Source organism: Flavobacterium sp. (genome assembly GCF_047602195.1).
Lineage (GTDB): Bacteria > Bacteroidota > Bacteroidia > Flavobacteriales > Flavobacteriaceae > Flavobacterium.
In genome coordinates this window covers 281,750-300,200 of record NZ_JASGHW010000002.1, presented here as the reverse complement: position 1 = coordinate 300,200, position 18,451 = coordinate 281,750, and the positions used below count along the sequence as shown (strand labels likewise).

Annotated in this window: 14 protein-coding genes and 1 pseudogene; 14 read left to right on the top strand and 1 reads right to left on the bottom strand. The window is 47.7% G+C overall.

Annotation, left to right across the window (positions count from 1 at the left end):
• The first annotated feature begins 31 nt into the window (after positions 1-31).
• Positions 32-2,758, top strand: a complete 2,727-nt coding sequence (infB, locus tag QM717_RS02305; protein WP_415034431.1) for a translation initiation factor IF-2 — start codon at positions 32-34, stop codon at positions 2,756-2,758.
• 127 nt (positions 2,759-2,885) lie between these two features.
• On the opposite strand, the gene QM717_RS02300 is transcribed toward infB, so the two are convergent.
• A complete protein-coding gene (locus tag QM717_RS02300) occupies positions 2,886-3,275 on the bottom strand; it encodes an SPOR domain-containing protein (protein WP_415034429.1) in 390 nt (129 codons plus the stop codon).
• A 216-nt stretch (positions 3,276-3,491) separates the two neighbouring features.
• Between QM717_RS02300 and QM717_RS02295 the strand changes: the two genes are divergently transcribed.
• From QM717_RS02295 to queG, 13 genes and pseudogenes are all read left to right on the top strand, one after another.
• Complete coding sequence (locus tag QM717_RS02295) at positions 3,492-4,820, top strand: c-type cytochrome (RefSeq protein WP_415034427.1); 1,329 nt, start codon at positions 3,492-3,494, stop codon at positions 4,818-4,820.
• 95 nt (positions 4,821-4,915) lie between these two features.
• Positions 4,916-7,972 carry a TAT-variant-translocated molybdopterin oxidoreductase gene (locus QM717_RS02290; protein ID WP_415034425.1) on the top strand — a complete coding sequence of 1,019 codons (3,057 nt, stop codon included), beginning with the start codon at positions 4,916-4,918 and terminating at the stop codon, positions 7,970-7,972.
• A gap of 37 nt (positions 7,973-8,009) precedes the next feature.
• The gene (gene nrfD / locus QM717_RS02285; RefSeq protein ID WP_415034423.1) at positions 8,010-9,416 is read left to right on the top strand and encodes an NrfD/PsrC family molybdoenzyme membrane anchor subunit; all 1,407 of its coding nucleotides are present in this window, start codon (positions 8,010-8,012) and stop codon (positions 9,414-9,416) included.
• Complete coding sequence (locus QM717_RS02280; protein ID WP_415034421.1) at positions 9,406-9,933, top strand: DUF3341 domain-containing protein; 528 nt, start codon at positions 9,406-9,408, stop codon at positions 9,931-9,933. Before nrfD ends, QM717_RS02280 begins: the two co-directional genes overlap by 11 nt.
• A gap of 8 nt (positions 9,934-9,941) precedes the next feature.
• Complete coding sequence (locus QM717_RS02275; protein WP_415034419.1) at positions 9,942-10,487, top strand: c-type cytochrome; 546 nt, start codon at positions 9,942-9,944, stop codon at positions 10,485-10,487.
• 30 nt (positions 10,488-10,517) lie between these two features.
• Positions 10,518-12,117 (top strand): annotated as a pseudogene (locus QM717_RS02270) (quinol:cytochrome C oxidoreductase).
• 20 nt (positions 12,118-12,137) lie between these two features.
• Positions 12,138-13,310, top strand: a complete 1,173-nt coding sequence (locus tag QM717_RS02265; protein ID WP_415034417.1) for a cytochrome c oxidase subunit II — start codon at positions 12,138-12,140, stop codon at positions 13,308-13,310.
• A gap of 29 nt (positions 13,311-13,339) precedes the next feature.
• A complete protein-coding gene (locus QM717_RS02260) occupies positions 13,340-15,163 on the top strand; it encodes a cytochrome c oxidase subunit I (protein WP_415034415.1) in 1,824 nt (607 codons plus the stop codon).
• 89 nt (positions 15,164-15,252) lie between these two features.
• Positions 15,253-15,480 carry a (4Fe-4S)-binding protein gene (locus QM717_RS02255; RefSeq protein WP_415034413.1) on the top strand — a complete coding sequence of 76 codons (228 nt, stop codon included), beginning with the start codon at positions 15,253-15,255 and terminating at the stop codon, positions 15,478-15,480.
• Positions 15,473-15,769, top strand: a complete 297-nt coding sequence (locus tag QM717_RS02250; RefSeq protein WP_415034411.1) for a GNAT family N-acetyltransferase — start codon at positions 15,473-15,475, stop codon at positions 15,767-15,769. Before QM717_RS02255 ends, QM717_RS02250 begins: the two co-directional genes overlap by 8 nt.
• A gap of 8 nt (positions 15,770-15,777) precedes the next feature.
• Positions 15,778-16,056: a GNAT family N-acetyltransferase gene (locus QM717_RS02245; protein ID WP_415034409.1), complete on the top strand. Its 279-nt coding sequence runs from the start codon at positions 15,778-15,780 to the stop codon at positions 16,054-16,056.
• Positions 16,057-16,080: 24 nt separating this feature from the next.
• Entirely contained in the window at positions 16,081-17,103 is a 1,023-nt protein-coding gene (gene ruvB / locus QM717_RS02240) for a Holliday junction branch migration DNA helicase RuvB (RefSeq protein WP_415034407.1), read from the top strand.
• Between the two features lie 154 nt (positions 17,104-17,257).
• Positions 17,258-18,184 carry a tRNA epoxyqueuosine(34) reductase QueG gene (queG, locus tag QM717_RS02235; protein ID WP_415034405.1) on the top strand — a complete coding sequence of 309 codons (927 nt, stop codon included), beginning with the start codon at positions 17,258-17,260 and terminating at the stop codon, positions 18,182-18,184.
• Positions 18,185-18,451 lie beyond the last annotated feature (267 nt).

The window sequence follows — 18,451 nt, the reverse complement described above, 5'->3', positions numbered from 1 at the left end:
CACAACAACAAGGTATTAACAAAAAGATTATATGTCTGACGAAAGAGTAATAAGAATTAATAAGGTTTTAAGGGAATTCAACATTTCTTTGGAAAGGGCCGTCGATTATCTTAAGGATAAGGGAATTGCCATTGATGCCAACCCGAACGCCAAGATTTCCGAGTCGGAATACGGCATTCTGCAGAACCAATTTGCGGGAGACAAAGGCAACAAGGAAGCGTCCAAGGAAGTAGGCGAGGAAAAGCGCAAGGAGAAAGAAGCGCTGCGCATCGAACGCGAAAAAGAAATCGAGGACAAGCGCAAGCACGACGAAGAACGCCAAAGACTCGAAGTGATCAAGGCCAAGGCCACGGTTACGGGTCCGAAGCAGGTCGGCACGATCGATCTCAATCCGCAAAAGCCAGCCGAAGCTCCGGCACCCGCTAAACCTGTTGAAACGCCGGTACAACCGGTAACCCAGGCCCCGGCACAACCGGCACCGCCCAAAGCGGAGGAGCCGGCCCAAGAGGAAGCCATTACAACCCAATACCAGAAATTGTCAGGCGCTACCTTAACCGGTCAAACCATCGATTTGTCACAGTTTGACAAACCAAAAAAGAAAAAAGAAGACCTTAGGCCGGGGGGCAATCCTGCGGCTAATGGCGGGGCAAACAATGCCAATGCCAATAAAAATAAGCGCAAAAGAATTCCTTCCAAACCGGGCGACGTAAGGCCAGGCGGGGCTGGAGCTCCAGGTGCCGGTGGTCAAAACCGTCCTGGTGGCCAAGGCCAGAACCGATCTGGGCAAGGCGGACAAAACCGTCCTGGATTCCAGAAAGGAAATCGTCCAGCCGTTGCGGCCAAAGTAGAGCCTACTGAGGAAGAAGTGAAAAACCAAATCCGCGAAACGCTCGAAAAATTGCAAGGCAAAGGCGGCAAATCAAAAGCGGCCAAATACAGAAGGGACAAAAGGGATTCGCACCGTCAAAAATCGGATGACGAACAAAGAGCGCTCGAAGAAGGCAGCAAAACACTAAAGGTAACCGAATTCGTTACCGTTGGAGAGATTGCGACCATGATGGATGTGCCCATCACCAAAGTCATTGGAACTTGCATGTCACTCGGGATCATGGTGACCATGAACCAGCGTCTCGATGCAGAAACGCTAACCATTGTAGCCGACGAATTCGGTTATGACGTAGAATTCATCACAACCGATCTCGAAGAAAACATCCAAGTTGAAGAAGACAGGGATGAAGATCTCGTTACCCGTGCGCCAATCGTTACTGTCATGGGTCACGTCGATCACGGTAAGACTTCCTTGCTCGATTACATCCGTAAGGAAAATGTAATCGCGGGCGAATCGGGTGGAATTACACAGCACATCGGGGCTTACGGGGTAACCTTGGACAACGGCCAGAAAATCGCCTTCCTCGATACACCGGGTCACGAAGCGTTTACCGCGATGCGTGCGCGTGGTGCCCAGGTCACCGATATTGCGATCATCGTGATCGCTGCCGACGACGACATCATGCCGCAAACCAAGGAAGCCATCAGCCACGCACAGGCGGCGGGTGTTCCGATTGTGTTTGCAATCAACAAAATTGATAAACCAAACGCCAACCCAGATAAAATCAAGGAAAGATTGGCGGGCATGAACTTGCTCGTCGAAGATTGGGGCGGTAAAATCCAGTCGCACGATATTTCGGCCAAGGCCGGGACGGGCGTCAAGGATTTGCTCGAGAAAGTATTGCTCGAGGCCGAAATCCTTGATTTGAAAGCGAATCCGGATCGTTTGGCGACCGGAACCGTTGTAGAAGCGCAGCTCGACAAAGGAAAAGGTTACGTGGCGACGATTCTCGTACAAAACGGAACCCTGCGCATCGGCGACTATATGTTGGCCGGTAAAAACCACGGAAAAATACGTGCGATGCACGACGAACGCGGCCATGCCTTGAAAGAAGCGGGGCCATCAACGCCGGTTTCTGTACTTGGTTTGGATGGTGCGCCAACGGCGGGGGACAAGTTCAACATCTTCGAAGACGAAAGAGAAGCCAAGCAAATTGCGGTCAAACGGACCCAATTGCAACGCGAGCAATCGGTCCGTACGCAACGCCACATTACGTTGGCCGAAATCGGACGCCGTATCGCGCTCGGTCAGTTCAAGGAACTCAACATCATCATCAAGGGTGACGTGGACGGTTCTGTGGAAGCTTTGACCGATTCATTCTCGAAATTGTCCACCGAAGAAATCCAGATCAATATCATCCACAAAGGTGTTGGTGCGATCACCGAAACCGACGTTATGTTGGCCTCGGCCTCGGATGCGATCATCATCGGATTCAACGTTCGTCCTGCCGGAAATGCCAAGCAATTGGCCGAGAAGGAGGAAATCGATATCCGTCACTACTCGATCATCTACGATGCGATCGATGACTTGAAAGATGCGATGGAAGGAATGCTTTCGCCGGAGATGAAAGAAGAAATCACCGGTACGGCAGAAATCCGCGAATTGTTCAAGATTTCCAAAGTGGGTACGATTGCCGGTTGTATGGTCACCGACGGGAAGATTTTCAGGAATTCACGCATCAGACTCATCCGCGAAGGCGTCGTGGTTCACGAAGGCGAACTCGCTGCGCTCAAGCGTTTCAAGGACGATGTGAAAGAAGTATCGAAAGGCTACGATTGCGGTATCCAGATCAAAGGCTACAACGACATCGAGATGAACGATTTGATCGAAGCTTTCCAGGAAGTTGCGGTCAAGAAAAAATTGAAATAAGAGCCTGAGTAGTTTAGTGTCTTAGCGCCTGATTTTTCTAGGTTTGTGAAAAAAAAAAGCGTCCCAATTGGGACGCTTTTTTTTTCGTGTTTTCTTATTTTGTGTGCTTTTCTCAGGCACTCGGGCACTATTTATTCGGCTTAATCAAAAACGCATTCGGGTATTTCTTTTTGACTTCGGCGAGGTTGCGTTCGGCTTCGATCCGTGACTTGAAGTTACCGATCCAAACCTTGTAAGTCGGCGTGCTGAAAACGATGGTGCCGTCGAAATTTTTGAAGTTTTGCCTGAAATCACCGAGCGTTTTTTTGGCGGTTTCGCTTTCCCCGTTGTAGATCTGGATTTTGTAGCGGTCGTTGACGGTAATCGACGAATTTATTTTTCTTTTTTCGTTGAGCAACTGTTCAAATTTTGGGTCTTGGCTGACTGTCATATTGCCGTCCTGCGCAAATAAATCTGGCGTAGAAAAAAGGGCCAAAAAAGCGACCAAAAAAAGGTTTCGAATTGTTAAGAATCTCATAATGCGGTGATTTTAATACAAATGTACTATTTAATGAATAAAGTGGGATTAAAAATATTATTTAGAATTAATATAAATTGATATTTAAGACTATTTTAAGGTTTTGAGAATAGCTCATAAGTCGTATTTTTGTGCAAGTTTTTAAAACAAGTGTGCATTTTTTGGGCCATCGCGTTCTAAAAATCATACCAAATCTAGTCGATAATCATTTAGAATATGAAAAAAGTGGGTAACCATAATTCGATTTCAAGGGCGCTGTTCTTAAGTTTTGCCCTGTTAACGTTCTCCTTCACTTCAATGGCTCAAGATGCTGCTCCGGCGGCTGCAACTGCTGCTCCTGCTGCCGCGGCTCCTGCTGCTGGCGCGGGTGACCCGGTTCAGGGGAAGGCGCTTTTCAACGCGAACTGTGCGGCCTGTCACAAACTTGATGCTGCTTCAACCGGTCCGGCGCTCAGAAACGTAGCCGAAAAGCACGAAAAAGCCTGGTTGTACAAATGGATCCACAACAGTTCCGATATGATCAAATCGGGCGATGCTGCTGCAGTAAAACTTTTTGCCGACAACGGTCAGAAGGTAATGACGGCGTTCCCGCAATTGTCTGAAGCGGATATCGACAACATCATCGCCTATACTTCTGAGCCTGCTCCGGCAAAAGATAAAAACACAACTGCAGGGCCTCCGGGAACTGCTGCTGCAGACAGCGGCGTTTCAAGCAACATGATCCTCGGTGTGCTTGGTTTTGTGTTGCTGATTTTGGTGGTTATGTTGGTCATGGTGAACAATGTGCTTTCGAAAGTGGCCAAGGCCAACGGTATCGAAGCAGAGCCGAAAGAAGCCAAATTGCCGATTTGGAAAGCATTTGCCAAAAACCAATTCCTGGTGTTGGTATCTTCAATTTTCTTGTTGCTGACTGCGGGTTACCTGTTCTACGGATGGGCGATGCAGGTCGGTGTAGACCAAAACTACGAACCGATCCAGCCAATCCACTATTCACACAGAATCCACGCCGGAAGCAACGGTATCGATTGTAAATACTGCCACTCTGCGGCGCGTGTGAGCAAGAATGCCGGTATTCCTTCTTTGAACGTTTGTATGAACTGCCACAAAAACATCTCTGAGGTTTCCGATACTACGGCGACTGCTGAGCATACCAAGGCGTTCTACGACGGTGAGATTGCGAAATTGTATGCGGCAGTGGGTTGGGATAAAGCGACGCAAACGTATACCGGAAAAACACAACCGGTGAAATGGGTGCGCATCCACAACTTGCCTGATTTCGTTTACTTCAATCACTCTCAGCACGTTTCGGTGGCTGGAATCGAGTGTCAGACTTGTCACGGCCCGGTACAGGAATTCGAACTCATGAAGCAATTCTCGCCGCTCACGATGGGCTGGTGTGTGGATTGCCACAGAAAAACCGATGTCAAGATGGAAGGCAACGAATACTACACTAAAATTCACGAAGAACTGTCCAAGAAATACGGCGTAGACAAATTGACTGCGGCGCAAATGGGAGGTCTCGAGTGCGGTAAGTGCCACTACTAGAAATTTGTTTAACCGTGGATTTGTTTAACAGAATCAACGATTAACCGAATAACCGATTAAACAGAAAATAATTAAGAAGCTAATATTTATATACGATGTCATCAAACAAAAAATACTGGAAAAGTGTTGAGGAGCTAAACGAAAACAGCTCTATTGTTGAGGCGCTTAGAAATAACGAATTTGTAGAAGAAATCCCAACGGATGAATTTCTTGGCGACAAGGAAGCTTTGTCAGGTTCAAATACTTCAAGACGTGATTTCTTAAAGTACGTCGGATTCAGCACGGCTGCTGCTACTTTGGCTGCCTGCGAAGGTCCGGTACACAAGTCTATACCTTACGTGGTTCAGCCGGAGCAAATCATCCCAGGGGTTTGGGATTATTATGCGACTTCTGTTTTCGACGGGTTTGATTTTGCAAACCTGTTGATCAAGACCCGTGAAGGCCGACCGATCAAGATTGAAAACAACACGATGCCAGGGGCGAAGTTCGCAGCCAATGCGAGAATCCATGCTTCTGTTTTGTCTATGTATGACAGTATGCGTCTCAAGGAGCCAAAAATCGGCGGCAAAGCTGCTTCTTGGTCAGACGTCGATGCCAAAATCAAATCGGCTGTAGCTGCAGGCGGACCCATTGTGCTTCTTACCAATACCTTGGCGAGCCCGTCGACCGAAAAGTTGATCGCGGAATTCCTTGCCAAAAACCCAACAGCCAAGCACGTCGTTTACGATGCGGTTTCTTCTTCTGAGACACTCGATGCGTTCGAGATGGCTTATGGCGAAAGAGCGTTGGTGGATTATGATTTCGGAAAAGCTTCGACGATTGTTTCTGTTGGTGCTGATTTCCTTGGAGATTGGCAAGGCGGAAGCTACGATTCAGGCTATGCGCAAGGCAGGATTCCAAGAAACGGGAAAATGTCGCGCCACATCCAGTTTGAGGCGAACATGACCTTGTCTGGTGCTGCTGCTGACAAACGCGTTGCGATGTCGGTTGCCGATCAGAAACAAGCCTTGGTAAAAATATACAACGTGATTACTGGTTCTGCAGTAGGCACTGGAAAAATCGCCAACGAAGACGCGGTGAACAAAGCGGCCCAGCAATTGAAGGCTGCCGGAAGTGCCGGAGTACTCGTTTCGGGGATTGAAGATAAAAATGCGCAATTGCTCGTCTTGGCCATCAACCAAGCGTTGCAAAGTGCGGCGTTCACTACGGTTGGAACGCGTCAAATCCGCAAAGGATCCAATGCAAAAGTGGCGCAATTGATCAACGACATGAAGGCAGGCAATGTCCAGACGTTGATCATGAGTGGCGTTAACCCGGTGTATACTTTGCCAAATGGCAAGGAATTCAAGGAAGCGCTCAAAAAAGTGAAAACTTCGGTTTCGTTCTCTTTGAGAGAAGACGAAACAGCTTCGGCAACGACTATCGCTGCTGCGGCACCACACTACCTCGAATCTTGGGGTGATGTGATGATCACCAAAGGAACCTACAGCTTGACGCAGCCGACGATTCGTCCGTTGTTCAATACTAAGCAATTCCAGGAGGCTTTGATGTCTTGGAATGGTGCTGCGGGAACCTATTACGATTATTTGAAAGCGACGGCTTCTGACATCACTGCCGGGGCTGCTTGGAATAAAGTATTGCACGATGGTATTCATGTAGGCGCTGCTTCGGCTGCTACAAGTACTGGCGGTGCCAATTTCGCGGCTGCGGCTGCTGCTTTGGCGGCTTCCAAATCGGCGGGCAACTTCGAATTGAACCTCTATACCAAAACCGGTATGGGAGATGGGCAACAGGCCAACAACCCATGGTTGCAGGAATTCCCGGATCCGATTACACGTGTGTCTTGGGACAACTACGTAACGGTTTCCAGAGCCGATGCCGAGAAGTTGGACTTGACCAACGAAATCGTAGCCAACGGTGGTTTGAACGGTAGCTATGCCGACCTCGTCGTGGATGGTGTTGCGTTGCCAAATGTACCGGTAATCATCCAGCCAGGACAAGCCGTTGGAACCATTGGACTTTCTTTGGGTTACGGCCGCAAGGAGTCGATGAAAGAAGAAATGAAAGTAGGGGTTAACGCCTACACTTTATACAAAGGATTTAGTAATGTACAATCGGCATCGATCAAGAAGGCGTCTGGGGAGCACGAGTTTGCTTGTGTTCAAGGACAGAAAACCCTGATGGGCCGTGGAGACATTATCAAGGAAACGACCTTGGAGATTTTCAATTCTAAAAATGCCGAGGTTTGGAATCCACAGCCGGTGGTGTCTTTGGATCACGAAGAAGTGGCTGCGACAAAAGTAGATTTGTGGGAATCGTTCGACCGTTCGGTAGGGCACCACTTCAACTTGTCGATCGATCTCAATGCTTGTACAGGTTGTGGGGCTTGCGTCATCGCTTGCCACGCCGAAAACAACGTCCCTGTAGTGGGTAAATCGGAAGTAAGAAGAAGCCGTGATATGCACTGGTTGCGTATCGACCGTTACTATTCTTCTGAAGATACTTTCGCAGAAGACAACGAGAAAAAAGAAAACTTCGACGGATTGTTCGGCGAAAAAGGTTCGTTGGGCGGTTTCGGCCAAATGGAGCACCCGAACGACAACCCGCAGGTATCTTTCCAACCGGTAATGTGTCAGCACTGTAACCACGCACCATGTGAAACGGTTTGTCCGGTAGCGGCAACGTCGCACTCGCGTCAAGGTCACAACCACATGGCTTACAACCGTTGTATCGGTACCCGTTACTGTGCAAACAACTGTCCATACAAAGTACGTCGTTTCAACTGGTTCCTCTACAACGGAAACAGCGAATTCGATTACAACATGAACGATGATCTCGGAAGAATGGTATTGAACCCAGACGTAAACGTTCGTTCACGCGGGGTAATGGAAAAATGTTCTTTCTGTATCCAGTCTACGCAAGCCGTAATCCTCCAAGCCAAGCGCGAAGGAAGACCGGTTGCCAAAGATGAATTCAACAATGCCTGCGCTTGTTCTGCAGCTTGCAGCAGCGGTGCGATGGTGTTCGGTGATGTAAACGATAAGGAAAGTGCCGTGGCTAAATTGGCAGAAAACGAAAGGATGTACCACTTGCTCGAGCACGTGGGAACCAAGCCTAACGTATTCTACCACGTCAAAGTCAGAAATACCTAGTAACAAGTAAATTAATAAGCAAACAATATAAAGGATTATGTCGTCTCACTACGAAGCACCCATTAGAAAACCTTTAGTTATTGGTGATAAATCTTATCACGATGTAACAGTAGACATAGCCGCGCCTGTTGAAGGAAGGGCTAACAAACAATGGTGGACAGTATTTTTAATTGCATTAACCGCGTTCCTTTGGGGAGTTGGTTGTATCGTATACACCATCTCTACCGGTATCGGAACCTGGGGATTGAATAAAACCGTTGGATGGGCTTGGGATATTACCAACTTCGTTTGGTGGGTAGGTATTGGTCACGCGGGAACGCTGATCTCGGCCGTACTCTTGTTGTTCCGCCAGAAGTGGAGAATGGCGATCAACCGTTCGGCTGAGGCGATGACGATTTTCTCGGTAGTTCAGGCTGGTTTGTTCCCGATCATCCACATGGGTCGTCCTTGGCTCGCTTACTGGACGCTTCCGATTCCGAACCAATTCGGGTCGCTTTGGGTGAACTTCAACTCACCGCTCCTTTGGGACGTATTTGCGATTTCGACTTACCTTTCGGTATCACTCGTATTCTGGTGGACAGGACTTTTGCCCGATTTCGCCATGCTCCGCGACAGAGCCATCACACCATTCACAAAAAGAATTTACACCATCCTTTCTTTCGGATGGTCAGGAAGGGCCAAAGACTGGCAGCGTTTTGAAGAAGTATCTTTGGTACTCGCAGGTCTCGCTACGCCACTCGTACTTTCGGTACACACAATCGTATCCTTCGACTTTGCTACCTCGGTCATTCCGGGATGGCACACCACCATCTTCCCGCCGTACTTCGTTGCCGGAGCGGTATTCTCAGGGTTTGCGATGGTAAACACACTCCTCATCATCATGAGAAAAGTGTGCAACATGGAAGCTTACATTACTTTGCAGCACATCGAATTGATGAACATCATCATCATGATCACCGGATCAATCGTAGGTGTGGCTTACATCACTGAGTTGTTCATCGCTTGGTATTCGGGCGTAGAGTACGAACAGTATGCGTTCTTGAACCGTGCAACCGGTCCTTACTGGTGGGCTTACTGGTCGATGATGACTTGCAACGTATTCTCTCCACAGTTCATGTGGTTCAAAAAATTAAGAACGAGCATCATGTTCTCTTTCGTTATCTCGATTGTGGTAAACATCGGTATGTGGTTTGAGCGTTTCGTAATCATCGTGACTTCATTGCACCGCGATTACCTGCCATCTTCATGGACGATGTTCTCGCCAACCTTTATTGACATCGGAATCTTCATCGGAACCATCGGATTCTTCTTCGTATTGTTCTTGCTCTATGCACGTACTTTCCCTGTAATTGCACAGGCAGAGGTGAAGACGATCTTGAAAACTTCGGGAGAAAACTATAAGAGAGAAAGAGAAGCTAATAAACATTCACATCATGAGCACTAATAAAGTTATACACGCCATTTATAATGACGATGATGTCTTGATGGACGCCGTAAAACAAACGCGCAAAGCCCATCACCATATTGAAGAAATCTACACGCCGTTTCCGGTTCACGGACTCGACAAGGCGATGGGACTCGAACCAACCCGTTTGGCGATCTGCGCTTTCATCTACGGCTGTATCGGTTTATCGACTGCGACTTGGATGATGAACAACATCATGATTTCGGATTGGCCACAGGACATTGGTGGTAAGCCAAGTTTCAGCTACATCCAGAACATGCCGGCTTTCGTTCCGGTAATGTTCGAGATGACCGTATTCTTTGCGGCACACTTGATGGTGATCACGTTTTACATGAGAAGCCGTATGTGGCCTTTCAAACAAGCCGAAAACCCGGATGTAAGAACAACAGACGACCACTTCTTGATGGAAGTTGCCGTGAACAATAACGAAAATGACCTCGTTTCATTCTTTGAGAAGACTGGAGCGGTTGAAGTTAAAGTAATCGAAAAGCATTAATCACAGATATGAAAAAGGTATATAACATAGTACTTTTAGCAGGTATCGCCATTTTCGCTACTTCGTGTCAAAACACCAAGAAGCCAAACTACCAGTACATGCCAAACATGTATGAATCGGCAGGATACGAAACCTATTCCGAGTCTAATGCTTTCAAGAACGGTAAAGAAGGACAGCTTCCGCCGGCGAATACCATCAACAGAGGATTCGACGTGTATGAGTATCCCAACACCACTGCCGGATACGAAGCGGCCAAAGCCAATTTGAAATCTCCGCTGGGACCATTGTCGGAAAAAGACATGGAAAAAGCGAAAGGACTTTTCGAAATCTACTGCGCCATCTGCCACGGAACGGCCGGTGACGGAAAAGGGAAATTGGTCAAGCAAGAGAAATTCCTCGGGGTACCAAGCTATAAAGACAGGGTCATCACCGAAGGCAGCGTGTTCCACGTAGAAACCTACGGATTGAACGCCATGGGTTCACACGCGAATCAATTGAGCAAACACGAACGTTGGTTGGTGGCGGCTTATGTGATGGAACTCAAAAACAAATAAGAATTGTAGAACAAACTGATCGTAATAGATATGTACACATTTTCAAGTAAATTAAAAACATTTTCTTTTATCCTGATGGTGGTCGGACTGCTCGGGATAGGATATGGTTTTTTAACTGCACCCAAAACTATACAGGACGTGGAGCAAATCCTGGCTGCAGAAAGCCATGGCCACGGAGGCGGTCACGGTGAAGCTGCCGGACATGAAGCCAAAGGCCACGAGACCGAAGGTCATCATGAAGCTGCCGCTGCCGAAGGTCACGAATCTCACGAAGCTGCAAAACCAGCCCAGGCAAATGACAACCATGAAGCGCACGCTGATACCGCTGCCCACGCTGCTCCGGCGGTTGCGGCAAACGTTGCAGACAAAAACCTCGATTCGGTACATGTAGATACGATTTCAGTTGTTCCTGCAACAGCGGTTGCAGATTCGCATAACAATAATTTCGAGCCGTCTTCTTTCGAGCCGTAAGGCTGTAGCAGAAGTGCACGATGCACACGCCGAGCACGAAAAGCACTTGCACCACGTATTGCACCAGTTGCAAAACAAACCATGGGCTGCTTTGTACGTGGCTTGTATTTTCTTCCTGTTGATTTCTATGGGTGTATTGGCATTCTATGCGATCCAACAAGTGGCACAGGCCGGATGGTCTCCGGTATTGTTCCGTGTGATGGAAGGCATCACGGCTTACTTGCCGGTGGCTTCGGTCATTTTCTTCGTAGTATTGTTGCTTTGCGCTTTCCATGTGAACCACTTGTTCGTTTGGATGGCCGATGGGGTAACGACTCCGGGACATGAAAATTACGACAAACTTATCGCCGGTAAATCAGGTTACCTGAACGTATCGTTCTGGTTGATCCGTGCGGCTATTTTCTTAATCGGATGGAACCTCTACCGTCACTTTGCCAGAAAAGGACAATTGGCGCAAGACGAAGCCAACGACGACAGCAATTACAAAAAAGTGTTCAAGATGTCGGCTGGATTCCTCGTGTTCTTTATCGTAACCGAGTCGATCATGTCTTGGGACTGGATCATGTCGGTTGACCCGCACTGGTTCTCGACTTTGTTCGGATGGTACGTTTTCGCGAGTTTCTTCGTAAGCGGCATCACCACCATCTGTATGATTACTTTGTACCTGAAAGGAAAAGGCTATTTGGAGCATGTCAACACAAGCCACATCCATGATTTGGCCAAGTTCATGTTCGGTATCAGCGTATTCTGGACGTACCTTTGGTTCTCGCAATTTATGTTGATTTGGTACGCAAACATTCCTGAAGAGGTAACCTATTTCGTAACCCGTATCAACGATTACACTGTTCCGTTCTGGGGTGCGGTCGTGATGAACTTCGTGTTCCCGATCCTGATTTTGATCAACACCGATTTCAAGAGAATCACTTGGGTACTCGTGATGGCTGGAACCGTCATCTTGTGCGGACACTACGTTGATTTCTTCAACATGATTATGCCGGCAACGGTAGGTGACCAGTGGTTCATCGGAATCCCTGAGATTGCTTCGGTATGTTTCTTCCTCGGATTGTTCATTTTTGTAGTGTTCACCGCATTGACCAAAGTGCCGCTGATGCCTAAGCGCAATCCGTTCATCGAAGAAAGTAAACATTTTCATTATTAATATTTAAAAGCAGAAAACAGATGACAAGTTTGTTGGTAATTATAGTTTTAGTTTTATTGGCTGTTGCCTTGTGGCAGTTGACTAAAATATTTGATTTGACACAAGTTGGCGCCAATTCAAATAACTCGCAGGTAGCCAATGACAAGGATAATAATATCCAAGGATATTTGATGTTTGCCATGCTGGGTTTCATCTACGTCCTCACTATATACAGTTTGCTCAAATGGGGCCATTTGGTACTCCATACGCCAGCTTCTGCCCACGGTGGATTGGTAGACAACCTGATGAATATTACTTGGGTTTTGATTTTCATCGTTCAGACGATTACCCAAGCTTTGTTGCACTACTTTGCTTTCAAATACAGAGGAAAACAAGACCAAAAGGCATTGTATTTTGCCGATAACGACAAACTCGAATTCATCTGGTCGGTAATCCCGGCAGTTGTTCTCGCAGGACTCATCCTCTACGGATTGTACGCTTGGACCAACATCATGTTCGTCAACGAAAAAGAAGAAAAGGTGATGGTCGTAGAATTGTACGCCCAACAGTTCAAATGGACGGCGCGTTACTCAGGCGAAGACGACGTTTTGGGTAAAGCCAACGTTCGTTACATCGAAGGCGTAAACACTTTGGGTGTGGACCTTGCCGATCCAAACGCACAGGACGACAAAGTGGTTTCTGAATTGCACCTCCCGAAAGGCGTGAAAGTTTTGTTCAAGATGCGTTCGCAGGACGTATTGCACTCGGCTTATTTCCCGCACTTCCGCGCACAGATGAACTGTGTACCGGGGATGGTAACCCAATTCGCTTTCGAACCGATCTACACGACCGAAGAAATGCGCAACATGGATTTCATGCAGGAAAAAGTAGCCCACATCAACGAAATCCGCGCCAAGAAAAGCCAGGATTTGATTGCCAAAGGCGAATCTCCATTGGATCCTTACACTTTTGATTATTTATTGCTTTGTAATAAAATCTGTGGTTCTTCGCACTACAACATGCAAATGAAAGTGGTGGTCGATACCCCAGAAGATTTCAAGAAATGGCTGGCCGAGAAACCAACCCTCATCGAAGAAGTAAAAGCGGCCAACGCGGCTCCGGCTCCGGCTGAAGGTGCACCTGCCGCCGCCGATACGACTGCCAAAGCAAAAGATACCACTGCAGTTGCCAAAACGGCAGTTGCAGCCAAATAATTAATTCAAGAAATTTAAAGTAAACATATATGTCAGCAGTAGCTCACGACCACGGACACGATCACGATCATTCACATGACCATGCACACGATCACGGCCACGAACACCACCATAAGGATACTTTTATAACGAAATACATCTTCAGTATCGATCACAAGATGATCGCCAAGCAATACTTGATTACAGGTATTATCATGGGGGTTATCGGTGTGGGTATGTCAATGCTTTTCAGAATGCAGTTGGCTTGGCCCGAAGAATCTTTCAAAGTATTCAGCTTCTTCCTGGGCGACCACGCACCAAACGGCGTGATGACCAACGACATGTACCTCGCACTCGTTACCATCCACGGAACCATCATGGTTTTCTTCGTATTGACGGCCGGTTTGAGCGGTACTTTTAGTAACTTATTGATTCCGCTGCAGATTGGTGCCCGAGACATGGCATCCGGATTCCTGAACATGATTTCGTACTGGTTGTTCTTTACATCATCGGTCATCATGGTTTGCTCCTTGTTCGTTGAATCAGGGCCGGCATCGGCAGGTTGGACGATTTATCCACCGCTTTCTGCCTTGCCTCAAGCCATTGGCGGTTCAGGTGCAGGGATGACATTGTGGTTGGTCTCTATGGCGGTTTTCATCGCTTCGTCTTTGATGGGATCGTTGAACTATGTCGTAACGGTTTTGAACTTGCGTACCAAAGGCATGTCCATGACACGTTTGCCACTGACGGTTTGGGCGTTCTTCATCACAGCCATCATCGGTATCATCTCGTTCCCGGTTCTTTTGTCGGCAGCTTTGTTGCTGATCATGGACAGAAGTTTCGGAACCTCATTCTTCCTTTCTGACATCTACATCGCCGGAGAAGTTTTGCACTACCAAGGCGGTTCACCGGTATTGTTCGAGCACCTGTTCTGGTTCCTCGGTCACCCGGAAGTATACATCGTTATCTTGCCTGCGATGGGTCTCGTTTCTGAGATCATGGCCACCAACTCGCGCAAACCGATTTTCGGTTACCGTGCGATGATCATGTCAATCCTCGCGATTGCGTTCTTGTCGACCATCGTTTGGGGCCACCACATGTTTATGTCGGGTATGAACCCGTTCCTCGGATCGGTGTTTACGTTTACCACTTTGCTCATTGCGATTCCGTCTGCGGTAAAAGCCTTCAACTGGATCACGACTTTGTGGAAAGGAAACTTGCAGATGAACCCTGCGATGTTGTACTCAATGGGATTCGTTTCAACGTTCATCACTGGTGGTTTGACGGGTATCATCCTCGGGGATTCAACTTTGGACATCAACGTTCACGATACGTATTTCGTTGTCGCGCACTTCCACCTCGTAATGGGTATTTCTGCCCTCTACGGAATGTTCGCGGGTATCTACCACTGGTATCCAAAAATGTTCGGAAGAATGCTCAACAAAAACCTCGGATATGTTCACTTCTGGGTAACGACTGTTTGTGCCTATGGCGTATTCTTCCCGATGCACTTCATTGGTTTGGCAGGTCTTCCAAGACGTTATTACACCAATACCAACTTCCCATTGTTCGACGATTTGCAGAACGTCAACGTATTGATTACGACTTTCGCTTTGGTCGGAGGCGCATTCCAATTGGTGTTCCTGTACAACTTCTTCAGCAGCATTTTCTACGGAAAGAGAACAGTTCAAAACCCATGGCGTTCGACTACATTGGAGTGGACGGCACCAATCGAACACATCCACGGCAACTGGCCTGGAGACATTCCAGAAGTACACCGTTGGCCATACGATTACAGCAAACCGGGTCATGATGAGGATTTCGTTCCGCAGCACATCCCGATGAAAGAAGGAGAAGAGGAATTGCACCACTAATCCTTTCCTGCAAATACAAAAGCCTTTCACGCGAAAGGCTTTTTTTATGGTTTGAATTTCGTATTTTTATAGGAAATAAATCAAACGCCATGACCAAAGAATATTCGAACGGAGAAGTAACGATTGTATGGAAGCCCGATTTGTGCATCCATTCTGCCATCTGCGCCAAGGGATTGCCCAAGGTTTTCCAACCCAGGGAAAAGCCATGGATCAAAGAACAGGCGGCGACTTCAAAAGAAATCATGGATCAGGTCAGCAAATGCCCCTCGGGTGCCTTAAGTTTTTACATCAACGCTCAAAAATCAAACAATGGATAACCAATTATTCCGCAACGAAGAAAAGAAGCGCTTCGAACTCGAAGTCGACGGCCATACCGCCTTTATCGAATACCTCATTGACAAGGACCATGTCATGTACCTGACCCATACCGAAGTGCCAGCCGCGCTTGGCGGAAAAGGCGTCGGCAAAAATATCGTAGAGCAAACCTTGAATTACCTCAAAGACAACAACTTTAAGTTGGCACCATTGTGTCCGTTTGTCGCGGCATATCTTAAGCGCAATCCCGGATGGGAATTCCTTCTGGCCAACGGTTATCATATCGGGTAATGCATCAATTGAGACATAACAAAACCGAACATCAGTTTGAATTCCAAATCGATGACCAGGTAGCTTTTGTCGAATATTTCACCGAAGGCCAAAAGATTTACCTGACGCACACAGAAGTGCCCCAATCGTTGCGCGGCAACGGCATCGCCTCCGAATTGATCCGACAAACATTGGGCTACATCAAAAAGCAACACTGGATACTGGTCCCGCAATGTTCGTTTGTTGTGGCCTATGTCAACGACCATCCCGAATGGCATTCCATTTTGTCCGAAGGCTACCAAATGTAAAACCGATTTGGCTATCTTTGCCCCATGAATGAAAATCTAGATCCAACCAGCAACCGTTACAATTCCGACGAACTCGACCTCGAAAAGAGGTTGCGGCCGTTGTCGTTCGATGATTTCTCTGGACAGGATCAAGTGCTCGACAATTTGCGCGTGTTTGTAGAGGCCGCGAATTTGCGTGCCGATGCGCTCGACCATACGTTGTTCCACGGTCCACCCGGACTCGGCAAGACGACCTTGGCGAACATTCTCGCGAATGAACTCGGTGTTGGCATCAAGATTACTTCAGGGCCGGTTTTGGACAAACCGGGCGATTTGGCCGGTTTGCTCACGAACCTCGATGAACGCGATGTTTTGTTCATCGACGAAATCCACCGGCTCAGCCCGATTGTAGAGGAATACCTGTACTCGGCCATGGAAGATTTCAAGATCGACATCATGATCGAATCGGGTCCGAATGCACGTACGGTACAAATCAACCTCAATCCCTTCACACTCGTCGGTGCGACCACACGTTCGGGACTTTTGACCGCCCCGATGCGTGCGCGTTTCGGGATCCAAAGCCGACTCCAATATTACACCACCGAACTCCTGACGACCATTGTCCAAAGAAGTTCGTCCATCCTCAAAATGCCCATCACCATGGAGGCCGCGATTGAAATTGCCGGCCGCAGCCGTGGTACGCCGCGTATCGCCAATGCCTTGTTGCGCCGTGTACGCGATTTTGCCCAAATCAAGGGCAATGGCAAGATCGATATCGAAATCGCCAAATACGCGCTCAAGGCACTCAACGTAGACGCACACGGACTCGACGAAATGGACAACAGAATACTCCATACCATCATCGACAAGTTCAAGGGCGGCCCGGTCGGTTTGTCTACTTTGGCGACCGCCGTTTCCGAGAGCGGTGAAACCATCGAGGAAGTCTACGAACCGTTCCTGATCCAGGAAGGTTTTATTATTCGCACGCCTCGTGGCCGTGAAGTGACTGAGAAGGCGTACCGTCACTTGGGTAAAATCAACACCAACATTCAAGGCGGATTGTTTTAGGGCGTTCGTCGGCTCACCAAAAGCTAACGCATTTGGCTACGCCGCCACCGGGCTATCGGCTGCACACGGTGCTTGCCTCTATCCCTAACGCAAACCCGCATCCAAACGAAGTCTTGGCGAACCATCACGCTTCTTCGTTATCTTTGCGTTTGAAATGATCGACAACAAATCCAAATACACGCAGTTCATCAAGTCCGAAGCCCAACGTTTGGGGTTTTTGTCGTGTGGGATTTCCAAGGCGGGTTTTCTCGAACAGGAAGCGCCGCGATTAGAAGCTTGGCTCAACAACCACATGCACGGCCAGATGGCCTACATGGAGAACCATTTCGACAAACGCCTCGACCCAACCAAACTCGTTGATGATTCCAAAAGCGTGATTTCATTATTGCTCAACTATTATCCGTCCGAAAGTCAAAACACCGAATCCTATAAAATCTCCAAATACGCCTACGGACAGGATTACCATTTCGTCATCAAAGAGAAATTAAAGGAATTGTTGTTTTCGATCCAAAATGAAATCGGGGAAGTTTCGGGTCGCGCCTTTGTCGATTCGGCCCCTGTACTTGATAAAGCCTGGGCAGCCAAAAGTGGGCTCGGTTGGATCGGCAAGAATTCGAACCTCATTACCAAATCGACGGGCTCGTTTTACTTCATCGCCGAACTCATCATCGATCTCGAACTCGATTACGACCACGCCACGACCGACCATTGCGGTTCGTGCACCGCCTGTCTCGATGCCTGCCCGACCCAAGCCATTGTCGCGCCTTATGTGGTAGACGGCAGCAAATGCATTTCCTATTTCACGATTGAACTCAAGGAGAACATCCCGATGGACATGAAAGGAAAGTTTGACGATTGGGCTTTCGGTTGCGATGTATGCCAGGATGTGTGTCCGTGGAACCGCTTTTCCAAGCCACATGCCGAACCGCTTTTCAACCCCAATCCCGAACTGCTTTCGATGTCCAAAAAAGATTGGGAAGAAATCACCGAGGAGACTTTTCGTGCCGTTTTCAAAAACTCGGCGGTCAAGCGAACCAAACTCGATGGGCTCCGGCGCAACATCGATTTTCTTAAGCAATAGTTGCGAAAACTTGGTGATTGGCCGCGAATTCACGAATTATAATTTTCTGCTATCAATCCAATTGCAGGGATTTTTTAGTAAATAGGGAAATTACCATAACTACCTTCCAGGTACATTTTTTTAATTTCATTTATAAGATTTAAGATCAAGACGCGAATTTCGATTTTCGCAACGTTAACTTCAAATGGATAACTGCAGAGGAAATAAACGAAGGTTTAATAAATGGCAAAAAAGAAATTCGTGAATTCGTGGCCAACAAAAACAACA

Excerpts from the sequence above, each read along its gene's own strand:
- QM717_RS02260 (WP_415034415.1), top strand. The coding sequence starts at position 13,340 with ATGTCAGCAGTAGCTCACGACCACGGACACGATCACGATCATTCACAT.
- nrfD (WP_415034423.1), top strand. The coding sequence starts at position 8,010 with ATGTCGTCTCACTACGAAGCACCCATTAGAAAACCTTTAGTTATTGGT.
- QM717_RS02280 (WP_415034421.1), top strand. The coding sequence starts at position 9,406 with ATGAGCACTAATAAAGTTATACACGCCATTTATAATGACGATGATGTC.
- QM717_RS02255 (WP_415034413.1), top strand. The coding sequence starts at position 15,253 with ATGACCAAAGAATATTCGAACGGAGAAGTAACGATTGTATGGAAGCCC.
- infB (WP_415034431.1), top strand. The coding sequence starts at position 32 with ATGTCTGACGAAAGAGTAATAAGAATTAATAAGGTTTTAAGGGAATTC.
- QM717_RS02250 (WP_415034411.1), top strand. The coding sequence starts at position 15,473 with ATGGATAACCAATTATTCCGCAACGAAGAAAAGAAGCGCTTCGAACTC.
- QM717_RS02275 (WP_415034419.1), top strand. The coding sequence starts at position 9,942 with ATGAAAAAGGTATATAACATAGTACTTTTAGCAGGTATCGCCATTTTC.
- QM717_RS02295 (WP_415034427.1), top strand. The coding sequence starts at position 3,492 with ATGAAAAAAGTGGGTAACCATAATTCGATTTCAAGGGCGCTGTTCTTA.
- QM717_RS02290 (WP_415034425.1), top strand. The coding sequence starts at position 4,916 with ATGTCATCAAACAAAAAATACTGGAAAAGTGTTGAGGAGCTAAACGAA.
- ruvB (WP_415034407.1), top strand. The coding sequence starts at position 16,081 with ATGAATGAAAATCTAGATCCAACCAGCAACCGTTACAATTCCGACGAA.
- QM717_RS02265 (WP_415034417.1), top strand. The coding sequence starts at position 12,138 with ATGACAAGTTTGTTGGTAATTATAGTTTTAGTTTTATTGGCTGTTGCC.
- QM717_RS02300 (WP_415034429.1), bottom strand. The coding sequence starts at position 3,275 with ATGAGATTCTTAACAATTCGAAACCTTTTTTTGGTCGCTTTTTTGGCC.
- queG (WP_415034405.1), top strand. The coding sequence starts at position 17,258 with ATGATCGACAACAAATCCAAATACACGCAGTTCATCAAGTCCGAAGCC.